At 74.3% G+C, this 19022-nt stretch carries 20 protein-coding genes; 11 read left to right on the forward strand and 9 right to left on the reverse strand.

Annotated elements, in window-relative coordinates; translation table 11 throughout:
• Nucleotides 1-179: 179 nt before the first annotated feature.
• Nucleotides 180-782, reverse strand: a complete 603-nt coding sequence (locus ACFIF2_RS32965) for a Dps family protein (RefSeq protein WP_395576992.1) — start codon at nucleotides 780-782, stop codon at nucleotides 180-182.
• Between the two features lie 237 nt (nucleotides 783-1019).
• Here ACFIF2_RS32965 and ACFIF2_RS32970 point away from each other — a divergent pair, with 237 nt between their 5' ends.
• From ACFIF2_RS32970 to ACFIF2_RS32985, 4 genes are all read left to right on the forward strand, one after another.
• A complete protein-coding gene (locus ACFIF2_RS32970) occupies nucleotides 1020-2135 on the forward strand; it encodes a Gfo/Idh/MocA family protein (protein ID WP_395576953.1) in 1116 nt (371 codons plus the stop codon).
• A 26-nt stretch (nucleotides 2136-2161) separates the two neighbouring features.
• On the forward strand, nucleotides 2162-3115 hold the full coding sequence (locus ACFIF2_RS32975) for a PmoA family protein (RefSeq protein ID WP_395576993.1): 954 nt from the start codon (nucleotides 2162-2164) through the stop codon (nucleotides 3113-3115).
• Nucleotides 3109-3861: a cupin gene (locus tag ACFIF2_RS32980; protein WP_395576954.1), complete on the forward strand. Its 753-nt coding sequence runs from the start codon at nucleotides 3109-3111 to the stop codon at nucleotides 3859-3861. The genes ACFIF2_RS32975 and ACFIF2_RS32980 overlap by 7 nt, the downstream gene beginning before the upstream one ends.
• A gap of 207 nt (nucleotides 3862-4068) precedes the next feature.
• A complete protein-coding gene (locus tag ACFIF2_RS32985) occupies nucleotides 4069-4521 on the forward strand; it encodes a phospholipase (protein ID WP_395576955.1) in 453 nt (150 codons plus the stop codon).
• A gap of 118 nt (nucleotides 4522-4639) precedes the next feature.
• On the opposite strand, the gene ACFIF2_RS32990 is transcribed toward ACFIF2_RS32985, so the two are convergent.
• From ACFIF2_RS32990 to ACFIF2_RS33000, 3 genes are all read right to left on the reverse strand, one after another.
• Complete coding sequence (locus ACFIF2_RS32990; protein WP_395576956.1) at nucleotides 4640-5281, reverse strand: phosphatase PAP2 family protein; 642 nt, start codon at nucleotides 5279-5281, stop codon at nucleotides 4640-4642.
• 311 nt (nucleotides 5282-5592) lie between these two features.
• Nucleotides 5593-7860, reverse strand: a complete 2268-nt coding sequence (locus ACFIF2_RS32995; RefSeq protein ID WP_395576957.1) for a heavy metal translocating P-type ATPase — start codon at nucleotides 7858-7860, stop codon at nucleotides 5593-5595.
• Between the two features lie 99 nt (nucleotides 7861-7959).
• The gene (locus tag ACFIF2_RS33000) at nucleotides 7960-8205 is read right to left on the reverse strand and encodes a heavy-metal-associated domain-containing protein (RefSeq protein ID WP_395576958.1); all 246 of its coding nucleotides are present in this window, start codon (nucleotides 8203-8205) and stop codon (nucleotides 7960-7962) included.
• A gap of 191 nt (nucleotides 8206-8396) precedes the next feature.
• On the opposite strand from ACFIF2_RS33000, the gene ACFIF2_RS33005 reads away from it, so the two are divergent.
• Nucleotides 8397-9365 (forward strand): hypothetical protein, encoded by a 969-nt coding sequence (locus tag ACFIF2_RS33005; protein WP_395576959.1) that lies wholly within the window; start codon nucleotides 8397-8399, stop codon nucleotides 9363-9365.
• Between the two features lie 60 nt (nucleotides 9366-9425).
• On the opposite strand, the gene ACFIF2_RS33010 is transcribed toward ACFIF2_RS33005, so the two are convergent.
• Nucleotides 9426-10205 carry a DeoR/GlpR family DNA-binding transcription regulator gene (locus ACFIF2_RS33010; RefSeq protein ID WP_395576960.1) on the reverse strand — a complete coding sequence of 260 codons (780 nt, stop codon included), beginning with the start codon at nucleotides 10203-10205 and terminating at the stop codon, nucleotides 9426-9428.
• A gap of 161 nt (nucleotides 10206-10366) precedes the next feature.
• On the opposite strand from ACFIF2_RS33010, the gene ACFIF2_RS33015 reads away from it, so the two are divergent.
• Together ACFIF2_RS33015 and ACFIF2_RS33020 are read left to right on the forward strand one after the other, a co-directional pair.
• Nucleotides 10367-11272 carry an SIS domain-containing protein gene (locus ACFIF2_RS33015; RefSeq protein WP_395576961.1) on the forward strand — a complete coding sequence of 302 codons (906 nt, stop codon included), beginning with the start codon at nucleotides 10367-10369 and terminating at the stop codon, nucleotides 11270-11272.
• A gap of 61 nt (nucleotides 11273-11333) precedes the next feature.
• On the forward strand, nucleotides 11334-12185 hold the full coding sequence (locus ACFIF2_RS33020) for a ketose-bisphosphate aldolase (RefSeq protein WP_395576962.1): 852 nt from the start codon (nucleotides 11334-11336) through the stop codon (nucleotides 12183-12185).
• A gap of 6 nt (nucleotides 12186-12191) precedes the next feature.
• Here ACFIF2_RS33020 and ACFIF2_RS33025 read toward each other — a convergent pair whose 3' ends face one another.
• The gene (locus tag ACFIF2_RS33025; protein ID WP_395576994.1) at nucleotides 12192-13325 is read right to left on the reverse strand and encodes a methyltransferase; all 1134 of its coding nucleotides are present in this window, start codon (nucleotides 13323-13325) and stop codon (nucleotides 12192-12194) included.
• A 164-nt stretch (nucleotides 13326-13489) separates the two neighbouring features.
• Between ACFIF2_RS33025 and ACFIF2_RS33030 the strand changes: the two genes are divergently transcribed.
• Together ACFIF2_RS33030 and ACFIF2_RS33035 are read left to right on the forward strand one after the other, a co-directional pair.
• Nucleotides 13490-14140: an alpha-ketoglutarate-dependent dioxygenase AlkB family protein gene (locus ACFIF2_RS33030; RefSeq protein ID WP_395576963.1), complete on the forward strand. Its 651-nt coding sequence runs from the start codon at nucleotides 13490-13492 to the stop codon at nucleotides 14138-14140.
• A 61-nt stretch (nucleotides 14141-14201) separates the two neighbouring features.
• Nucleotides 14202-15440, forward strand: coding sequence for an ROK family protein (locus tag ACFIF2_RS33035; protein ID WP_395576964.1), 1239 nt, complete (start codon nucleotides 14202-14204; stop codon nucleotides 15438-15440).
• An 85-nt stretch (nucleotides 15441-15525) separates the two neighbouring features.
• Here ACFIF2_RS33035 and ACFIF2_RS33040 read toward each other — a convergent pair whose 3' ends face one another.
• The gene (locus ACFIF2_RS33040; RefSeq protein WP_395576965.1) at nucleotides 15526-15924 is read right to left on the reverse strand and encodes a VOC family protein; all 399 of its coding nucleotides are present in this window, start codon (nucleotides 15922-15924) and stop codon (nucleotides 15526-15528) included.
• A gap of 209 nt (nucleotides 15925-16133) precedes the next feature.
• Between ACFIF2_RS33040 and ACFIF2_RS33045 the strand changes: the two genes are divergently transcribed.
• The gene (locus ACFIF2_RS33045; RefSeq protein WP_395576966.1) at nucleotides 16134-16418 is read left to right on the forward strand and encodes an SHOCT domain-containing protein; all 285 of its coding nucleotides are present in this window, start codon (nucleotides 16134-16136) and stop codon (nucleotides 16416-16418) included.
• 56 nt (nucleotides 16419-16474) lie between these two features.
• Here the strand turns inward: ACFIF2_RS33045 and ACFIF2_RS33050 are convergent, their stop codons facing one another.
• Nucleotides 16475-17023 (reverse strand): ATP-binding protein, encoded by a 549-nt coding sequence (locus ACFIF2_RS33050; protein WP_395576967.1) that lies wholly within the window; start codon nucleotides 17021-17023, stop codon nucleotides 16475-16477.
• A gap of 183 nt (nucleotides 17024-17206) precedes the next feature.
• Nucleotides 17207-17530: a hypothetical protein gene (locus tag ACFIF2_RS33055; protein ID WP_395576968.1), complete on the reverse strand. Its 324-nt coding sequence runs from the start codon at nucleotides 17528-17530 to the stop codon at nucleotides 17207-17209.
• 346 nt (nucleotides 17531-17876) lie between these two features.
• On the opposite strand from ACFIF2_RS33055, the gene ACFIF2_RS33060 reads away from it, so the two are divergent.
• Nucleotides 17877-19001, forward strand: a complete 1125-nt coding sequence (locus ACFIF2_RS33060) for a PLP-dependent cysteine synthase family protein (protein WP_395576969.1) — start codon at nucleotides 17877-17879, stop codon at nucleotides 18999-19001.
• The last annotated feature ends 21 nt before the right edge of the window (nucleotides 19002-19022 follow it).

The following is a 19022-nucleotide window of genomic DNA, read 5'->3' on the forward strand; positions in this document are numbered from 1 at the left end:
TCACAGCCCGGCGCGAAGGGCATCAAGAGCGCCCTCGCACGGGGGTGCACGGAGCGTGACGGAAGGCGCGGCCCCAGGGCCCGGGCGCGGCGGCGGCCGAGGAGAAGGCCGGGCGTGCACCGGCGGGACGGGCCAGGCCTGCACCGGCGGGACGGGCCAGGCGTGCACCGGCGGAAGGGTCAGGCGTGCACCAGCGGCGTGTCCACCAGGTGCTCCGCCACGAACCACGCCTGGAGTTCGTTGGTGCGCAAGACGTCGGAGACGAGGATGTCGTTGGTGCCGTCGTCGCCGAGTTCCTGGGTGCGGGCCGCGGCGTCGTGGCAGTCGGTCAGGATCAGCTCGTGCGCCTCCAGGAGCCGCGACAGCATCGCCGGCACCTCCTCGACCCCGTCCGGCGGACGCGGCACGGTGGTGATCTCGGCGACGTGCCGGGGGTCGCCGATCGCGACGCCGCCGAGCGTCTGCACGCGCTCGGCGACGGTGTCGATCAGCTCCAGCTGCTCGCCCGCGTGCTTGTCGAGCAGGAGGTGCAGCTGGTAGAACGTCGCCCCGCGCATGAGCCAGTGGTACTTCTTGTACAGGTCGTGCAGGATCCGGGTGTCCGCCAGGACCTTGTTGAGCCGCTGACAGGAGTACAGCCGGGTCTCCATCGTCAGCGCCACGGGGAACTGCTTGACGGTACCGAACTCCTGGATGGTCCGGCCCTTCTGGTGCAGCCAGGGCTGGCTGCCGTCGGAACGGTGCTCCACGGACGACGACTTCGGCTTGCTCAGCCTGCTCAGCTTGCTCACGCCTGAACTCCTTCGGGCAGGGACTGAAGACGGCGCCGGCCCGGTGCGGCCGGCTCCGGCCCCCCGCGACAGTCGACCAGTCGCCTGCCGGGCCCGCAAACGCTGGGGGGTTGTCCAGGCCTTCCCCCGCCGCCTAAGGTCACCTGGAGTGAAAGCGCTTTCTAGGTGCGTACGCGCCTGTCGTGCGTCCGCGTCCGTGTCCGTGTCCGTGTCCGAGGAGGAGACCGCATGTCCCCAGGTCCCGCCCGTCGCCGGGTCGCCGTGGTCGGTACCGGTGCCATCGTCACCGGCGGCCACCTGCCCGCCCTGCGAGCCCACGCCGACCGGACGGAACTGGTGGCCGCCGTGGACGTGGACCGGGCCCGCCTCGACGCCTTCCGCGCGGTGGCGGGCCAGGACGTCGCCGGGTACACGTCGACGGGCGCCATGCTCGACGCGGTGCGCCCCGACCTCGTCCTCATCGGCACACCGCCGTCCCTGCACCGGGAGCAGACGGTCGCCGCGCTCAAGGCCGGCGCCTGGGTGCTGTGCGAGAAGCCCCTGTGCCTCTCCCTGGCCGAGTACGACGACATCGCCGCCGCCGAGGAGGCGTCCGGCGGGTACGCGTCCGTGGTCTTCCAGCACCGGTACGGCTCCGGCGCCGCGCACGCCCGTGACCTGATCGCGGGCGGTGAGCTGGGCGCCCCGCTGGTCGCCCACTGCCAGACCACCTGGCACCGCGACGCCGCCTACTACGCGGTGCCCTGGCGCGGACGCTGGGACACGGAGGGCGGCGGTCCGACCATGGGGCACGGCATCCACCAGTACGACCTGCTGCTGCACCTGCTCGGCCCCTGGGCGGAGGTGCGGGCGATGGCGGCGCGGCTGGTGCACGACACCGAGAGCGAGGACGTCTCGACCGCCCTGGTGCGGTTCGACAGCGGCGCCCTCGCCACCGTCGTCAACAGCGTGCTCTCCCCGGACGAGGTGAGCCGCGTCCGCGTGGACTGCGCCGACGCGACCGTGGAGCTGACCCACCTGTACGGCCACCGCAACGACGACTGGACCTACACCCCGGCCCGGCACGTCGCCCCCGAACGGGCCGCCGCCTGGCGCGCTCCGGCCGCGGACGTGCCCAGCTCGCACACCGCGCAGCTCGGCGCGGTGCTGGACGCCTGGGACGCGGGCGTGCGGCCGCCCGGCAGCGGCCTTCAGGCCCGCGACACGCTGGAGTTCGCCGCCGCCCTGTACAAGGCGGCGTTCACCGGGCGCCCCGTTCTCGCGGGCGAGATCGCGCCCGGCGACCCCTTCCACGCGGCCATGCACGGCGACCACCCCGACTGGGCCCCCGAGGAGCGCGCGTGAACACCCCCAGCGTCCCGAGCACCCCCATCGCGTCGAGCGCGTCGAGCGAGCCGGGCACCCTGACCGTCAGTCACACCCACGGCGACCACGTCGCGGTCAGCGCGGCGAACGGCACCGAACTCCTCCGCTACGTCTACCGCCCCGACCCCGAGGCGTTCGAGTCCCGCAAGCCCTACGCCCACCCGGTGCGCACCCTCGCCGGGCGCACGGTGACCGGTTACCGTCCCAGCGACCACCGCTGGCACAAGGGCCTCCAGATGACGGCCAGCCACCTCTCCGGCCAGAACTTCTGGGGCGGCAACAGCTACGTCCACGGCGAGGGTTACCTGCCCCTGCCCGAGCGCGTCGGCTCGATGCGGCACGACGGATTCGCACGGTTCACGGTGGACGACGACCGGTTCGCGTTCACCGAGTACCTCACCTGGATCGAGAACGCCGGCGCCGAGTGGGCCCGCGAGGAGCGCGGCCTGAGCGTCCACTCGGTCGACGAGGCGGCCGGCGCCTGGGTCCTGGACTGGTCGATCCGCCTCACCAACACCCGTGCCGAACCCCTGGCGTTCGGTTCCCCGACCACCGCCGGACGCCACATGGCCGGGTACACGGGACTCCAGTGGCGCGGCCCCCGCGACTTCACCGGCGGCACCGTCTTCGCCCCGGACACCGAAGCGGACGCCGCCGGACTGATGGGCACCCAGGGCCCGTGGCTCGCCTTCACCGCCGAGCACGACGAGGCCGACGCCCACTCCACGCTCGTCTTCGCGCACGCGCCCGAGAACCTGGACGGGACGGCCGCCGTCCACCCCTCGCACTGGTTCGTGCGGGCCGAGCCGATCCCGACCGTGGCGTTCTCGTGGGCCTTCTTCGAGGAGTTCGCGCTGCCGCCCGGCGAGTCCTTCGCCTACCGCTACCGCGTCGTGGTCGCCGACGGCGCCTGGGACCGCGACCGGGTCGGGGCCCACCTGGAAGGGCTGCCGTGGTGAGCGGCGCCGAACCCCCCGCCCTCCCGCACCCGCTGCCCGGCGCCGTCGGCCTGTCCCACCTGAGCGCCTACGACTGGGAGGCCGCCGACGGCGTGTGCGGCGGCAGCCCCCACCTCCACCTGGTGTGCACCGAGGCGTACGTCGTCACCGGCGGGCGCGGCGCGGTGCAGACGCTGAGTCCTGACGGCTACCGGGACATCCCGCTCGCGCCCGGGACGCTCGCCTGGTTCACGCCGGGCACCGTGCACCGCATGGTGCAGGGCGGCGACCTGCGCGTCACGGTGCTGATGCAGAACAGCGGTCTGCCGGAGGCCGGGGACGCCGTGTTCACGTTCCCGCCCGAGGTACTGGCCGACCCGGAGGCGTACGCCGCCGCGGCCGCCCTGCCGCCCGGCACCGGTCCGAAGACGCGGGCGGCGGCGAGGCGCCGCAGGGACCTCGCCGTCACGGGCTACCTGGCCCTGCGCGAGGCGCTCGTCGCCGGGGACGCCGGTCCCTACCGGGAGTTCCAGCGGGCCGCCGCCCGCCTGGTGCGGGACCGGGTGCCCGGCTGGCGCGAGCTGTGGCGGGCCGGCGCTCTGGCCACCGCCGAGCGCACCGGCGCCCACCTCGACGCGCTCACCGACGGCGACCCCGCCTACCTCGCCGGCGCCACCGCGTACGAGACGGCCCCCGTCCGGCGCGGCGGCTACGGCATGTGCGGCCGCCGGGACGAGTACGCGCTGCCGGGCACGACGCCGCCGTAATGGCCCGCCGGCCACCGGCCTTGTCCAGCAGGGGAGTTGGGCGAACGAGGGGCGGGGCGGCGGACGTTCACGCCCTGATCTCCTGATGCGCTGGAGAGTTAATGGAGCATTAGGGCACCGGATGTGTGAAGAGGTGAGGAAACTGCGCATCATCTTGGCATGAACCTGCGGCCCGACGGGCGGGTCGCAGCCTCATGGAGGTGTGGAATGCACCGCAGACTCGCCACCGGACTCGCCGCCTCGGCCATGGCCGTGACCACCGTCTTCGCCACCGCCGCGACGGCCGAAGCCGCTCCCGCCGACAAGGCGCAGGTCCTCGCCGGCTGGACCCAGACCAGCGCGTCGAGCTACAACGCCTGGGCCGCCGCCCGGGCGAACCAGTCCGCCTGGGCCGCCTACGGGTTCGACTGGACCACCGACTACTGCTCCTCCTCGCCGGACAACCCGTTCGGCTTCCCCTTCAGCAACTCCTGCGCGCGGCACGACTTCGGCTACCGCAACTACAAGAACGCGGGCACGTTCAGCGCCAACAAGTCCCGTCTCGACAGCGCCTTCTACGAGGACCTCAAGCGGGTCTGCGCCGGCTACGGCGGCGCCACCAAGACCGCGTGCAACAGCACCGCGTGGACGTACTACCAGGCCGTGCGGGCCCTCGGCTGACGTACCCCGCTCCACGCGGGAGCGGAGCCGGACCCGGACGCGCGCCGTGCCACCCACGGCGCGCGTACCCGTCGCACGGGAGCGGCGCACGTCACCGGCGCCGCCGAGCGGACCGGCCTCAGGCCGGGTACCGCAGCGGCCGCGCACCGCTCACCGCGAGCGCGGCGGCGGCACTGGCGATGCCCAGAACGGCGCCCGCGGCCACGTCGCCGGGATAGTGCACGCCGACGTGGACCCGCGCGTAGCCGACGGCGCTCGCCAGCACGCCGAGCGGTACGGCCGCCGCGGGCAGCACCACGCCGACCGCCGTGGCGAACGCGACCGCCGAGGCCGTGTGCCCGGAGGGGAAGGACGCCGACGCGGGCATGGGCACGTACCGGTCCACCGTCACCCGTGCCGCCTCCCGGTCCGGCCGCGCCCTGCGCACCAGCCGCTTGCCCAGCAGGTTCGAGGAGGCCGAGGCCACGGCGACCGCCCCCATGCCGACGAGGGCCGCCCGCCGGGGCCGCGCACCGCTCACCGCGAGCGCGGCGGCGATCCCGAGCGACACCTTCGAGTGGTCGGCGGCGTGGGACAGCCGGCGCAGCGCCCGGTCGAGGGCCGGCGTGGACGTGGCGGCCACCGCCGCGTAGAGCGCGCCGTCCACGGCGCGCAGCTCACCGAGTACGGCGGTCAGGGCCCGCCCGCGCGCACGTGCCCGGCCGGGACCGGGGGCGAACGGGCCGCCGGTGTCCCCGTCGGCGTGGGTCGGTTCGGTCATGGGCTCCTGCTCGGCGGGGGCGTGGGGCGTGGGGCATGAGGGTGTGGGGCCGGGGTGGCGCGCGGGGCGCCGTTGGCGTGCGCGGGCCGGCCGGTGCCCCGCGCGCGTGGCGGCACCGCGCGTCACCGCACCAGCCTGTCCCGCCCCGGGACGCGCGGCGCGCCGGCGGGGCCCGTCCGGGGGACGGGGTGGGCCGGTCCGGCGGGACCCTGGACCCGTCCGGGGGAGGGGGAGACGTGGCGCCGAGCCGCCGGCCGGCCCTCGCGGGTCGGCCGGCGGCTCGCTCGTACCTCCGGCGGTGCGGTGGCGGGTCAGCTCGCGGCCGCCTTGAAGCCCCGCAGCCGCAGGGAGTTGCCGACGACGAAGACGGAGGAGAACGCCATGGCGGCTCCGGCGATCATCGGGTTGAGGAGCCCGGCCGCGGCGAGCGGCAGGGCGGCGATGTTGTAGGCGAAGGCCCAGAAGAGGTTGGACCTGATGGTGCCCAGCGTCCTGCGGGCCAGCCGGATGGCGTCGGCGGCGGCGCGCAGGTCGCCCCGGACCAGGGTGAGGTCGCCGGCCTCGATGGCGGCGTCGGTGCCCGTACCCATGGCCAGCCCCAGGTCGGCCCGGGCGAGCGCGGCGGCATCGTTGACCCCGTCGCCGACCATCGCCACCGAACGGCCCTCGTCCTGGAGGCGCTTGACGACATCGACCTTGTCCTCGGGCATGACCTCGGCGATGACGTGCTCGGGGGCGATGCCGACCTCCGCGGCCACCGCCTCGGCGACGGCCCGGTTGTCCCCGGTGAGGAGGATCGGCGTCAGCCCCAGAGCACGCAGCCGGGAGACGGCTTCGGCGCTGGTCTCCTTGACCGCGTCGGCGACCTCCAGGACCGCCCTCGGCTCGCCGTCCCAGGCGACCGCGATGGCCGTACGCCCCGCGGCCTCCGCCTCGGCCAGGGCGCGCGCCAGCTCGACCGGCAGTTCCATGGCCCACTCGGCGAGGAGCCTGACGCGGCCCACGAGGACGGCGTGGCCCTCGACCACGCCCTGGACGCCCAGCCCGGGCACGTTGGCGAAGTCCTCCGGGGCGGGGAGGGCGCCGACCCGCTCGGCGGCGCCCGCGGCCACCGCCTGGGCGATCGGGTGCTCCGAGGCGTGCTCCAGCGCGCCCGCCAGCCGCAGGACCTCGGACTCGTCGGTGCCGTCGGCGGTGTGCACGGCGAGCAGGGTCATCCGGCCGGTGGTGACCGTGCCGGTCTTGTCCAGGACGACGGTGTCGACGCGGTGGGTGGACTCCAGGACCTCGGGGCCCTTGATGAGGATGCCGAGCTGGGCGCCGCGCCCCGTGCCGACCATCAACGCCGTCGGGGTGGCCAGGCCCAGGGCGCACGGGCAGGCGATGATCAGTACGGCGACGGCGGCGGTGAACGCGGCGGTCAGCCCCGCGCCGTTGCCGAGCCAGAAGCCCAGCGTGCCCAGTGCCAGAGCGATGACGACGGGGACGAAGACGCCGGAGACGCGGTCGGCGAGCCGCTGCGCGGCGGCCTTTCCGTTCTGCGCGTCCTCGACCAGCCTCGCCATCCGCGCCAGCTGCGTGTCCGCGCCGACCCGGGTCGCCTCGACCACCAGCCGGCCGCCCGCGTTCACGGTCGCCCCGGTGACCGGGTCGCCCACGCCGACCTCGACCGGCACCGACTCGCCGGTCAGCATCGACGCGTCCACCGCGGAGGTGCCCTCGACGACCGTGCCGTCGGTGGCGAACTTCTCGCCGGGCCGGACCAGGAAACGGTCGCCGGCCGTCAGCTCCCCGACCGGGATCCGCTCCTCGCGGCCGTCCCGGAGCACGGTGACGTCCTTGGCGCCCAGTTCCAGCAACGCCCTCAGCGCGGCGCCGGCCCTGCGCTTGGAACGGGCCTCGAAGTAGCGGCCGGCCAGGATGAAGGCGGTCACCCCGGCGGCGGCCTCCAGGTAGATGTTCCCGGCCCCGTCGGTGCGGGCGATGGTCAGCTCGAAGGGGTGGGTCATGCCGGGCGTGCCCGCGGTGCCGAAGAACAGCGCCCACAGGGACCAGAGGAACGCCGCCGACGTGCCGACCGAGATCAGGGTGTCCATGGTGGCGGCGCCGTGCCGCGCGTTGGTGACGGCGGCCTTGTGGAACGGCCAGGCGGCGTACGTCACCACCGGCGCCGCGAGGGTCAGCGACAGCCACTGCCAGTACTCGAACTGCAACGCCGGCACCATCGCCATCGCGATCACCGGAACGGACAGCAGCACCGCGGTGACCAGCCGCTCCCGCAGCGGACGCAGTGCGTCGGCCTCCGAGGCCACCTGCGTGCCGGGCGACGGGGGCCCGGTCCGTACCGGTTCGGGCTCACGGGCCGTGTAGCCGGTCGCCTCGACCGTGGCGATCAGCTCCGGGACGGACACGTCGCCGGCGTAGCTGACCTTCGCCTTCTCCGTCGCGTAGTTGACGGTGGCGGTGACCCCCTCCATCCGGTTGAGCTTCTTCTCGATCCGGGCGGCGCACGAGGCGCAGGTCATGCCGCCGATGGCGAGTTCGACCTCGGCCGGTGCGCCGGTCGTAGTGGTGGTCATTGCTGCTCCTGATGCGGGGTCGTCGGCCGGGTCCCGGGGCGCGGGACCCGGCGGCGGGCAAGGGGGGTGGCCGGACGCGGCCGGTCCGGCGCGGGTCGCTCAGACGCGGCCGGTCAGCTCGTAGCCGGCCTCGTCGACGACCTCGGCGATCGCGGCGTCGTCCGGCTCGGTGGTCGCGGTGACGGTGACCCGGCCGGTGCCGACCTGGACGTCGACGCCGGTGACACCGTCCAGCTCACCGATCACACGGGTGAGCGTCTCCCGGCAGTGGCCGCAGCTCATGCCGGCGACGGCGTAGGTGGCGCTGACGGGCGAGGTGGCCGGGGTGGTGGCGGTCGTAGTCATGTGCTGTCTCCCCAAGAGTCGGTGGATACGGGGCCGGGGTATTCCGGCGCCGGGGTCCATGTATACCCCTGGGGGGTACGAGAAGCAACCCTCTCCCTCGCCTTGACTTAGTACCCCCTAGGGGTATGGTGAAGTGCGTGAAGAGGGCCACCGTGCGAGCCGGAGGCCCGGAAACCGAGGAGACGACCGCCATGCACACCGGACTGAGGATCACCGCGTACGCCACCGCGCTGGCCGCCACCTTCGGCACCGCCTACGGCGTCGGGAAGGGCCTGGAACCGGTCGTCGCGGAGCGTGCGCCCGCGCCCCACGAAGAGCACACCCGGCCGGCCCCGGAACCGGAGGAGGGCGACGGCCACGGAGGCCACGAGAGCACCCCGCCCGGTGGTCTGCAGGTCTCCGCGGACGGCTACACCCTGGACCTCGCCACCCCGCGCGTCACCGCCGGGCAGCGCACCGAGTTGCGCTTCACCGTGCGGGACGGCGACGGCAGGGCCGTCACCGCGTACCAGCGCGAGCACGACAAGGAGCTGCACCTGATCCTGGCCTCACGGGACCTGGTCACCTACCGCCACCTGCACCCCACCCGGGCCGCCGACGGCACCTGGAGCACCTCCGCCGACCTGCCCCGCGCGGGCGGATACCGCGTGTTCGCCGACTTCACCCCGGCCGGGAAGGGCGCGGAGAACCTCACCTTGGGGGCCGACCTCGCCGCCTCCGGACGGTACGAGCCCGCGCGCCTGCCGGCTCCCGACAGCACCGCGGACGTCAACGGCTACCAGGTGCGGCTCGCCGGGGGTCTGAGTCCCGGCAGGGCGAGCGAGCTGAAGCTGAAGGTCTCCCGTGACGGCGAGCCGGTCAACGATCTCCAGCCCTACCTCGGCGCCTACGGCCACCTGGTCGCCCTGCGCTCCGGTGACCTCGCCTACCTCCACGTCCACCCGAACGGCGAACCCGGCGACGGCACCACCGCGCCCGGGCCCGAGATCTCCTTCACGGCCACCGCGCCCAGCGCCGGCGCCTACCGTCTCTTCCTGGACTTCAAGCACCAGGGCAAGGTCCACACCGCGGCGTTCACCGTGCGGGCCGGATCGGAGCCCGGGGCACGGGACACCGCCCCGGCCGACCCGACGGAGCACACCGACGGCCACGGCCACTGACGCCGCCGCCCATGGGCGCCGACGGGCCGGCGGCCGTCCCGCGACGGTCGTCGGACCGGCTCAGGCCGTCACGACCCGGACCCCGGCCTCCTCGAACCGCCGGACCAGGCCGGCGTCGGCCGCACCGTCCGTGACCAGCGTGTCCACCGACTCGACCGCGCAGATCCGGGCGAAGGCCCGCCGGCCCAGCTTGCTGGAGTCGGCGGCCACGACCACGCGCTCCGCCCGCTCGCACAGCAGCCGGTTGATCGCGGCCTCCGCCTCGTCGTGGGCCGCGGCGCCGTGCTCGACGTCGAAGGCGACGACGCCCAGGACCGCCATGTCCAGCGTCACCTGGCCCAGTACCCCGTCCGCGAGCGGGCCGATCAGCTCGTACGACTGCGCCCGGGCCACCCCGCCGGTCACCACGATCTTGAACTGCGGCCGGACGGCCAGCTCGTTGGCGATGTTGAGCGCGTTGGTCACCACGGTCAGGGCCGGGGTGCCGGCGGCCAGGTCCGTCCGTACGGCCAGGGCGCGCGCCACCTCGGTGGTGGTCGTGCCCCCGGTCAGACCCACCGCCTCGCCGGGCGCCACCAGGGCGGCGACCGCCTGCGCGACGCGCTGCTTCTCCGACGCGCGGCGAGCCGTCTTGTAGCGCAACGGCAGCTCGTAGGAGACCCCGTGCACGACCGCGCCCCCGCGCGTGCGCACCAGCATCTGCTGCTCGGCGAGCCGGTCGAAGTCGCGGCGGATCGTCGCGGGCGAGACCTCCAGCTCGGTCGCCGCCTCCTCGACGTCCAGCCGGCCGCGCTCCACGAGCAGTTCCAGCAGCGCCTTCCAGCGGGCGTCGCGCGACATCCACGCCTCCGTTCCTCGGTCTCCCGCCGACCCTAACGCACCGCACCATTTCCCAGATTGCTTGATTGTGCTCGAAAGCTCGCTATATCTTGCAGGAACAAGCACGAAGAGTCGGAGTGCGTCCCGGGTGATCCGGGGTCGGCGATCGGGGAGTGTGCGGCATGACGTACGTCGAGGACGAGCTCAACAGCCAGCCCGAGTGCTGGACACGCGCGGCCGCCCAGGCGGCACGGCACACCGCAGCGCTGCCCGCGCCGGGGGAGCGGGTCGCGATCGTCGGCTGCGGCACGTCGTACTTCATGGCCCAGTCGGCGGCGGCGCTGCGCGAGGACGCGGGACAGGGTGAGACGGACGCGTTCGCCGCCTCCGAGTTCCCGCGAGGCCGCGCGTACGACCGGGTCGTCGCCCTGACCCGCTCCGGCACCACCACGGAAGTACTGGACCTGCTCACCGCGTTGAAGGGCCGCACCCGCACGGTCGCGCTCACCGCCGACCCGGACACACCCGTCATGACCGCCGCCGACGACGTGGTGGTCCTCGACTTCGCGGACGAACGGTCGGTCGTGCAGACCCGGTTCGCGACGACCGCCCTCACCCTGCTCCGCGCCCACCTCGGCCTGCACACCGACGCCGTCGTCACCGACGCCCGCACCGCGCTCGCGGCCGGCCTTCCCCAAGGGCTCGTGGCGTGCACCCAGTTCACCTTCCTCGGCGCGGGCTGGACCGTCGGACTGGCCAACGAGGCCGGCCTGAAGATGCGCGAGGCCTCCCTGTCCTGGACCGAGGCATACCCGGCGATGGAGTACCGACACGGCCCGATCAGCATCAGCACCGCCGGCACGGCGACCTGGATGTTCGGCGAGGCCCCCGAAGGGCTGGCCGACCAGGTCCGGGACACCGGCGCCCTGTGGGTCCCCGGCGGCCTCGACCCGCTCGCCGAACTGGTCCGCGCCCAGCGCCTCGCCGTCGCCGTCGCCGCGGCCCGCGGCCTCGACCCGGACCGGCCCCGCCACCTCACCCGCTCGGTGATCCTCGCCCCCGACGCCCCGACGGCACCCGGCGCTTGACACCCACCCTTGCCAGCCGCCCCCCGACACCCGCGCCCCGGCGCCCGGGAAGGGAGAGACCGTGCCCCTCGCCACCACCGGTGACCTGGTCGGACGCGCCGCGGCCGCGCGCCGTGCCGTCGCCGCCTTCAACGTCATCACCCTGGAGCACGTCGAGGCAGTCGTCGCGGGCGCCGAGTCCGTGGGAACGCCCGTCGTCCTCCAGGTCAGCGAGAACGCCGTGAAGTACCGCTACGGCCGCCTGCTGCCGCTGGCCCGCGCGGCCGTCGCCGCCGCCGAGGGCGCCGCCGTACCCGTCGCCCTGCACCTCGACCACGTCCAGAGCGACGGCCTGCTGCGCCAGGCCCCGGACGCCGGGTTCAGCTCCGTGATGTACGACGCCTCCCGGCTGCCGTACACCGAGAACCTCGCGGCGACCCGGGCCGCCGCCGACTGGGCGCACGCCCAGGGGCTGTGGATCGAGGCCGAGTTGGGGGAGGTCGGCGGCAAGAACGGCGCGCCGCCGCTCGACGCCCACGCCCCCGGAGCCCGCACCCACCCCGCCGAGGCGCGTGCCTTCGTCGCCGACTCCGGTGTGGACGCCCTGGCCGTCGCCGTCGGCAGCAGCCACGCCATGACCACCCGTACCGCCGCCCTCGACCACGACCTGCTCAAGGAACTGTCGGGCACCCTCGACGTACCGCTCGTGCTGCACGGTTCCTCGGGCGTCCCGGACGACGAACTCGCCGCGGCGGTCGCGGGCGGCATCGCCAAGGTCAACGTCGGCACCGCGCTCAACCTCGCCATGACCGGCGCCATCAGACAGTTCCTGGCCGCCCGCCCCGAAGCGGCCGACTCGCGCGGCTACCTCACCGCGGGCCGGGAGGCCATGGTGCGCACGGTGGCGACGCTGATCCGGGTGGTGACCCGGTGACCCGGACTACGTCCTGACGGCCTTCAGCACCACGAACTTCCGGTCGCCCGCCACCAGCTCGCTGTTCCCGAACAGGCGCCGCAGCTTGACGTGGTAGCCCAGATGCCGGTTGCCGACCACCCACAGCTCACCGCCGGGGCGCAGCACGCGCCGCGCCCCGGTGAACATCCGCCACGCGGTGGCGTCGGTGGTCGCCTGGTGGGAGTGGAACGGCGGGTTGTTGAGGACCAGGTCGACGCTGCCGTCCGGCACGCCGTCCAGCCCGTCACCGACCCGGAACTCCGCCTGCCCCACCGCTCCGTTCGCCTCGTAGGTGGCCTCCGCCGACGCCACGGCCTGGAAGGACTCGTCGGTGAACAGCACCTCGGACCCGGGGTCGGCCAGCGCCACCGCCGTGCCCACCACGCCGTTGCCGCAGCCCAGGTCGACCACGCGCCGGGCGCCGCCAGTGCCGGGCAGGTGCTGGAGGAAGAACCGGGTGCCGATGTCGAGCCGGTCGGCGCAGAAGACGCCGGCGTGGTTGACGACGGGCCGGCCGGAGAGCGGTCCGACGTCGTCGGGCAACCGGTAACGGAGCGGCCAGGGATTGGCGGGCCGCTTCAGCGAGAGGTCCGGGGCGGCGAAGATCAGCCGTGCCTTCTTCTCGGCCAGCGAGGTCCGGGTCGGCCCGACGATCCGCTCGAACAGCCGGAGCGTCGAGGTGTGGATCTCCTTCACCATCCCCGTGCCGACGACGACCGTGCCCTCGTGCAGCGCCGGCGCCAGCCGCAGCAGCTGGTCCTCCAGCAGCGCGAGGCTCTTCGGCACCCGCACCAGCAGCACGTCGATCCGGACGGGTGGCGGGTCCTGCGTGGTGAGCAGGCGGACGGAGCCCGGCTCGACACCGTTGCGCCCCAGGTTGGCGCGCGTCGCCTCCCGCGTGAGGTGGGAGTCGGTGATCTGCACCGGACGGTGCGCCGCCAGCGCCGTCACCAGCGCCCCCCAGCGGTCGCCGACGACCACCACCGTGCCGGACGGCTCGGCCTCGCGCTCCGCGAGGTGTCCGAGCAGGTACTCGTCGGAGGCGTCCCAGGCGCGGAGCCGGTCACGCGGGTCCTCGGGGAAGCGGGCCAGGACGTGCTCGCCCCACGGGGTCGTCATACGGTCGCTGCGGTCGTTCATCGTGCGTCCAGGCTAGCCGAGCCGCAGCTCAGGCCCGTGCCGGGCGGCGTACGGCGGGAGGCGCACGGCGGGAGGCGCACGGCGGGAGGCGCACGGCGGGAGGCGCAGGGCGGGAGGCGCACGGTGCGGGCAGGATGGAGGGCATGGACGCCGAGCTGTTCCCCAGGCCCCGTACCGAGACCGCGCCCGGCGCCGTCCACGTGCCCGACTGGCTGGAGCCCGCCCGGCAGCGGGAGCTGCTGCACGCCTGCCGTGAGTGGGCCCGGCCGCCGGCCGGACTGCGCACGGTGCGCACCCCCGGCGGCGGCACCATGACCGCCCGGCAGGTCTGCCTCGGCCGGCACTGGTACCCGTACGGCTACGCACCCACCGCCGTCGACGGCGACGGCACCCCCGTGAAGCCCTTCCCGGCATGGCTCGGCGAGCTGGCCCGGCAGGCGGTGACCGACACGCTCGGCGCCGGCGCGGTGGGGGAGGCGCCGTACGACATCGCGCTGATCAACTTCTACGACGCCGACGCCCGCATGGGCATGCACCGCGACGCCGACGAGCGGTCCGACGCGCCCGTGGTCTCCCTGAGCCTCGGAGACACCTGTGTCTTCCGCTTCGGCAACCCCGAGACCCGGACCCGCCCCTACACGGACGTCGAGCTGCGCAGCGGCGACCTCTTCGTCTTCGGCGGGCCGTCCCGGCTCGCGTACCACGGGGTGCCGCGGGTGCACGCGGGCACCGCGCCGCCCGAGTTGGGGCTCACCGGACGGCTGAACATCACGCTCCGCGTCGGCGGCCCGTAGCGTCCGCCCCGCACGCGGGACCGGCGCCCCGCCCCCCGCGGATCATGGGAGACTCACCCCCATGAGCGGCAAGGCGGACCCCCGGGCGGCGGGGGAAGGGACCACCTCGAGGACGCGGCTGGAGCGGGGCCGGGGGGCGCTCGGACCCGCGTTGGAGCTCGTGCACACCGGGCGCGCCCCCACCCGCGCCGTCCTGACCGCGGAACTGGGCGTGACCCGGGCCACGGCCGGCGCGGTCGCCGCCGAACTGGAGGCGCTCGGGCTGATCCGGGTCGACGCCCGGCCCGGCGCGGCGGCCGGATCGCAGGGCCGCCCCTCGCACCGCCTCGCGGTCGCCGAGGACGGGCCCGTCGCCCTGGCCGCCCAGATCCACGCCGACGGGTTCCGCGCGGCTCTGGTCGGTCTCGGCGGCCGGATCGTCGCCACCGCGCCCGGCTGCGAGGTCGTCGACGCCGATCCGGCGAAGGTGCTCGGCTCCGTCGTCGAGGCGGGCGCGGAACTCCTGAGGGAGACCGGGCGGCGCTGCGTCGGCGCGGGTCTGGCGGTGCCGTCCGCCGTGGCGGAGCCGGAGGGCCTGGCCCTGAACCCGCTCCACCTGGCCTGGCCGGCGGGCGCGCCGGTGCGGCGGATCTTCGCGGAGCAGGTACGGGCCGCCGGCCTAGCGGGCCCCGCGTTCGCCGCGAACGACGTCAACCTCGCCGCCCTCGCCGAGCACCGGCACGGCGCCGGGCGCGGCGCCCGCGACCTGCTGTGCGTGGCCACCGGCCACCGGGGCGTCGGCGGCGCGCTGGTCCTCGACGGCCGCCTGCACAGCGGCAGTTCAGGTCTCGCCCTGGAGGTCGGCCACCTCACCGTCAACCCCGAGGGCGGCCCCTGCCACTGCGGCGGCCGGGGCTGCCTGGACGTGGAGACCGACCCGCTGGCCTTCCTGACGGCGGCCGGACGCGAGCCCGGCCCCGAGGTGTCCCTGCTCCAGCAGTCCAAGGACCTGATCCACGGTCAGTACGCCGACCCGGCCGTGCGCGACGCCACCGAGACACTCATCGACCGCCTCGGCCTGGGCCTCGCCGGCCTGGTGAACATCCTCAACCCCGACCGCATCATCCTCGGCGGGCTGCACCAGGCGCTCCTCGACGCCGACCCCGAGCGGCTGCGCGCCGTGGTCGCCGGCCGCAGTCTGTGGGGCCAGAGCGGCGGCGTGCCGATCCTGCCGTGCACCCTGGACCACAACAGCCTGGTCGGCGCCGCCGAACTGGCCTGGCAGCCGGTACTGGACGACCCGCTGACCGCCCTGGCCTGACAGCCCGGAACCGGCCGCCGAAACCGGAACCGGCCGCCGGAACCGGATCTCCGGGTCGTGGGCCGGCCCCGGCCCCTGGCCCGGTTCAGCCCGTCGGCCCTTCGCCTCCGCTCGGCGCGTGGCTGAGGTCGACGACGCAGAAAATGTTCCCGTCCGGGTCGGCGAGCACAACGAAGTCGGGGTCGGGCGGGTAGAGGTCCCAGTCGACGGCCCGCGCCCCGAGCCCGATCAGCCGCCGCACCTCCGCCCGCTGTTCCGCCGCCGAGTCCGTGAACAGGTCCAGGTGGAGACGGGGACGCGGCTCGGCCGGTGACTCGCTGTACAGCAGCCCGAGGGCCCGCCCGGAGCCGTCGGCGTACTCCAGCGTGCGCCACGTCTCGCTCTTCCACTGGTCGGAGGCCACCAGGTCCAGGGCAGCCGTCCAGAACGCCTCCGCGCGCGGCACGTCCGTGACACCGATGACGGGGATACCTAGTCTCAACATGATCCCGAGCCTAGGCGGTCGCACCCCGGTCCCGCGGCGCCGGAGACGGGAGTAAGGGCCCGCGGCCGGAGTACTCCCCGCGCGGTACGCACACGGCAGTCGGCCGTACGACGACGCGGACCCCCTTGCGGAACGACGCTCGTGAGTGACGGACGCGGACGTCACCGAGGACGCCCCGCGACGGCATCGCTCCCGAGGAGTTGGACGACATGCAGACCCTGGCACACTTCGGCGACGGCGGACCCGGCCCGTGGATCCTGCTCTTCCCGGTGATGTGGGCGCTGGTCATCGCCGGCGGCGTCACCCTGCTGCGGCGCACCGTCCGGCACGGACACCGCGGCCACGGACGGACGCCCGCGACCGAGGACGACTCACCCGTCACCGTGCTCGGCCACCGCTTCGCCTCCGGCGAGATCGACGAGGACGAGTACTGGCGCCGGCTGACCGTGCTGGACGAGCGGTTCGGCCGCACGGGCAGGCGCGGCGCGGCATGACCCCGCCGCCCGCCGCCCGCCCGCCGGGCCCACGGCGGCGAAGGGTCACCGCCCGGTCAACCGGCAACGGCCGACCGGGCGGGAGCGGGTTGGGGTCTGCCCAGGTCGACCGCGTGCTCGACCTCCGCGAACGCCGCGGCCGGCACCCCCTCGACCAGACGCCGGGGCGGGCGCGTACCGGCCGGTGGCGCGGTGACCGGCGCGGCGGCGACGGCCGTCGGGAGCGTGAACCACACGACCTTGCCGGACTCGCCGTCCGGCCGGGCGCCCCAGGTCTCGCTCATCGCGGCCACCATGGACAGCCCGCGCCCGCACGTCGCGAGCGGCTCGGCGTCGTCCACCACGGGCAGGCGCGGATCGTGGTCGCGTACGGAGACGGTGAGCCGGTCGAAGTCCAGCTCCATCTCCACGGTGCACGTCTTGTCGGGCCGGGCGTGCAGGTGGACGTTGGTCAACAACTCCGTCACGCCGAGCGCCGCCCGGTCGATCAGGGAATGCATATGCCAGTAGCGCAATTGCGCAGATACGATTCTGCGGACCTGGCCGATCCGCGACGGCAGGGCTTGGAGCTCCACCGTGCAGTGTCTGCTTGGGTGACTGATCACGGCTGCGACTCCCCGACGTAGAGGTCCGGAGAACACGGAGTTCGGATCCAGCAGGGCGCACGCGGCACACCGCCGCCTGCTGTCATGGCCGGCGGGCTGGTTCGCAGCGTTATCGCCGGTAAACCCAGAGTGACGTGAGACCAGCGTGACGCAAGGGGTGAGGTGCCGCAAGTTACGGACATTTCAGCCGCGTCGCCCGGCCGCCCTGCGCACCGCCTCGATGAAACGGCGCGCCGCGGGCGGCCCCGGCTCGCCCGGCGCGGGGTCCCGCTCGCCGAGCGTCAGCAGGTACCGCTTGCCGTCGAGGTCGGCCAGGGCCCGGTCCTCCGGGGCGTACCAGGGCCGGGAGACGCGCACCGCCTGCACCGGAGCGCTGTCGATCTCGCTGCCGTAGCTGGTGAGCAGCTCGACCCGGCCACCGCTGATCCGGACCGTTCCGGCCCGGGTGAGTGAGCGCAGGCGCTTGCCGATCCGCACCCCCGTGGCCCTGAACTCCGGCTCCGCCATGCCGTCGCCCCCTCGTGCGCGTCGGTCGCCGGACCGTGCTCCTCCGTGAACCCGGTACCGGCCGGCTCGTGTCGTGCTCCAGTGTGCGCCCGCGGCGGGAACCCGGTCCCGCCCGCTGGCAGTCTGCCCGCACCACGCGCCCAGCACCAGTACGCGCCGCTCCTTTCCGAAGGCGGCCGGAGCACTCGCGCGAATGCGCCCCCACCGGTCCGCACTCCCGTCCCCTGGGGTGTCTTTGGGGTCCCCAAAGGTGTGTTTATGCAGGTGAGAAGCGTGTGGAAGGTGCTTATGATCGAGGTGTCGGCCGCGTGACGCGCCGTCGGCGCGCAGCCTAAGGAGCCCCGTCGTGAGCACCCCCCAGCACACCCGCACCGGCGCCACCCTCGACGTCGACCACAGCGACACCGCCTACCGCGCATGGCTGAAAGAGGCCGTCCGCAAGGTCCAGGCCGACGCCAACCGCTCGGCCGACACCCACCTGCTCCTCTTCCCGCTCCCCGAACGGTGGGGCATCGACCTGTACCTCAAGGACGAGTCCACGCACCCCACCGGCAGCCTCAAACACCGCCTCGCCCGCTCGCTCTTCCTCTACGGCCTGTGCAACGGCTGGATCCGGCCGGACCGCCCGGTGATCGAGGCGTCCAGCGGCTCGACGGCCGTCTCCGAGGCGTACTTCGCGAAGCTGATCGGCGTGCCCTTCATCGCCGTCATGCCGCGCACGACCAGCGCCGAGAAGATCCGCCTGATCGAGTTCCACGGCGGACGGTGCCACTTCGTGGACGACTCCCGCCGGATGTACGAGGAGTCCGCCCGCCTCGCGGCCGAGACCGGCGGCCACTACATGGACCAGTTCACCTACGCCGAACGCGCCACGGACTGGCGCGGCAACAACAACATCGCGGAGTCGATCTTCCGGCAGCTGCGGCTGGAACGGTTCCCCGAACCGGCGTGGATCGTCGCCACGGCCGGCACCGGCGGCACCTCGGCGACCCTCGCCCGCTACGTGCACTACATGCAGTACGACACCCGCATCTGCGTCGCCGACCCGGAGAACTCCTGCTTCTTCGAGGGCTGGACCACCGGCGATCCGGACGTCACCTGCGACTGCGGCTCACGGATCGAGGGCATCGGCCGGCCGCGGATGGAGCCGAGCTTCGTGCCCGGCGCGATCGACCGCATGATGAAGGTGCCGGACGCGGCGAGCGTCGCGGCCGTCCGCGCCCTGGAGCGGGCCATCGGCCGCAAGGCGGGCGGCTCCACGGGCACCGGGCTGTGGAGCGCGCTGAAGATCGTCGCCGAGATGGTGGCCGAGGGGCGGCGGGGCAGCGTGGTGACGCTGCTGTGCGACCCGGGGGACCGGTACCTCGACAAGTACTACTCGGACGCCTGGCTCGCCGGACAGGGCCTCGACATCGGCCCGTACACCGCGGCGATCGAGTCCCTGCTGCACACCGGCACCTGGCCCGGCTGACCTGCCCGGGGGCCCGGCTGA

This window comes from Streptomyces sp. BK79 (genome assembly GCF_044142145.1).
Lineage (GTDB): Bacteria > Actinomycetota > Actinomycetes > Streptomycetales > Streptomycetaceae > Streptomyces.

Excerpts from the sequence above, each read along its gene's own strand:
- ACFIF2_RS32970 (WP_395576953.1), top strand. The coding sequence starts at position 1,020 with ATGTCCCCAGGTCCCGCCCGTCGCCGGGTCGCCGTGGTCGGTACCGGT.
- ACFIF2_RS32985 (WP_395576955.1), top strand. The coding sequence starts at position 4,069 with ATGCACCGCAGACTCGCCACCGGACTCGCCGCCTCGGCCATGGCCGTG.
- ACFIF2_RS32990 (WP_395576956.1), bottom strand. The coding sequence starts at position 5,281 with ATGACCGAACCGACCCACGCCGACGGGGACACCGGCGGCCCGTTCGCC.
- ACFIF2_RS32995 (WP_395576957.1), bottom strand. The coding sequence starts at position 7,860 with ATGACCACCACTACGACCGGCGCACCGGCCGAGGTCGAACTCGCCATC.
- ACFIF2_RS33000 (WP_395576958.1), bottom strand. The coding sequence starts at position 8,205 with ATGACTACGACCGCCACCACCCCGGCCACCTCGCCCGTCAGCGCCACC.
- ACFIF2_RS33005 (WP_395576959.1), top strand. The coding sequence starts at position 8,397 with ATGCACACCGGACTGAGGATCACCGCGTACGCCACCGCGCTGGCCGCC.
- ACFIF2_RS33010 (WP_395576960.1), bottom strand. The coding sequence starts at position 10,205 with ATGTCGCGCGACGCCCGCTGGAAGGCGCTGCTGGAACTGCTCGTGGAG.
- ACFIF2_RS33015 (WP_395576961.1), top strand. The coding sequence starts at position 10,367 with ATGACGTACGTCGAGGACGAGCTCAACAGCCAGCCCGAGTGCTGGACA.
- ACFIF2_RS33025 (WP_395576994.1), bottom strand. The coding sequence starts at position 13,325 with ATGACGACCCCGTGGGGCGAGCACGTCCTGGCCCGCTTCCCCGAGGAC.
- ACFIF2_RS33030 (WP_395576963.1), top strand. The coding sequence starts at position 13,490 with ATGGACGCCGAGCTGTTCCCCAGGCCCCGTACCGAGACCGCGCCCGGC.
- ACFIF2_RS33035 (WP_395576964.1), top strand. The coding sequence starts at position 14,202 with ATGAGCGGCAAGGCGGACCCCCGGGCGGCGGGGGAAGGGACCACCTCG.
- ACFIF2_RS33040 (WP_395576965.1), bottom strand. The coding sequence starts at position 15,924 with ATGTTGAGACTAGGTATCCCCGTCATCGGTGTCACGGACGTGCCGCGC.
- ACFIF2_RS33045 (WP_395576966.1), top strand. The coding sequence starts at position 16,134 with ATGCAGACCCTGGCACACTTCGGCGACGGCGGACCCGGCCCGTGGATC.
- ACFIF2_RS33055 (WP_395576968.1), bottom strand. The coding sequence starts at position 17,530 with ATGGCGGAGCCGGAGTTCAGGGCCACGGGGGTGCGGATCGGCAAGCGC.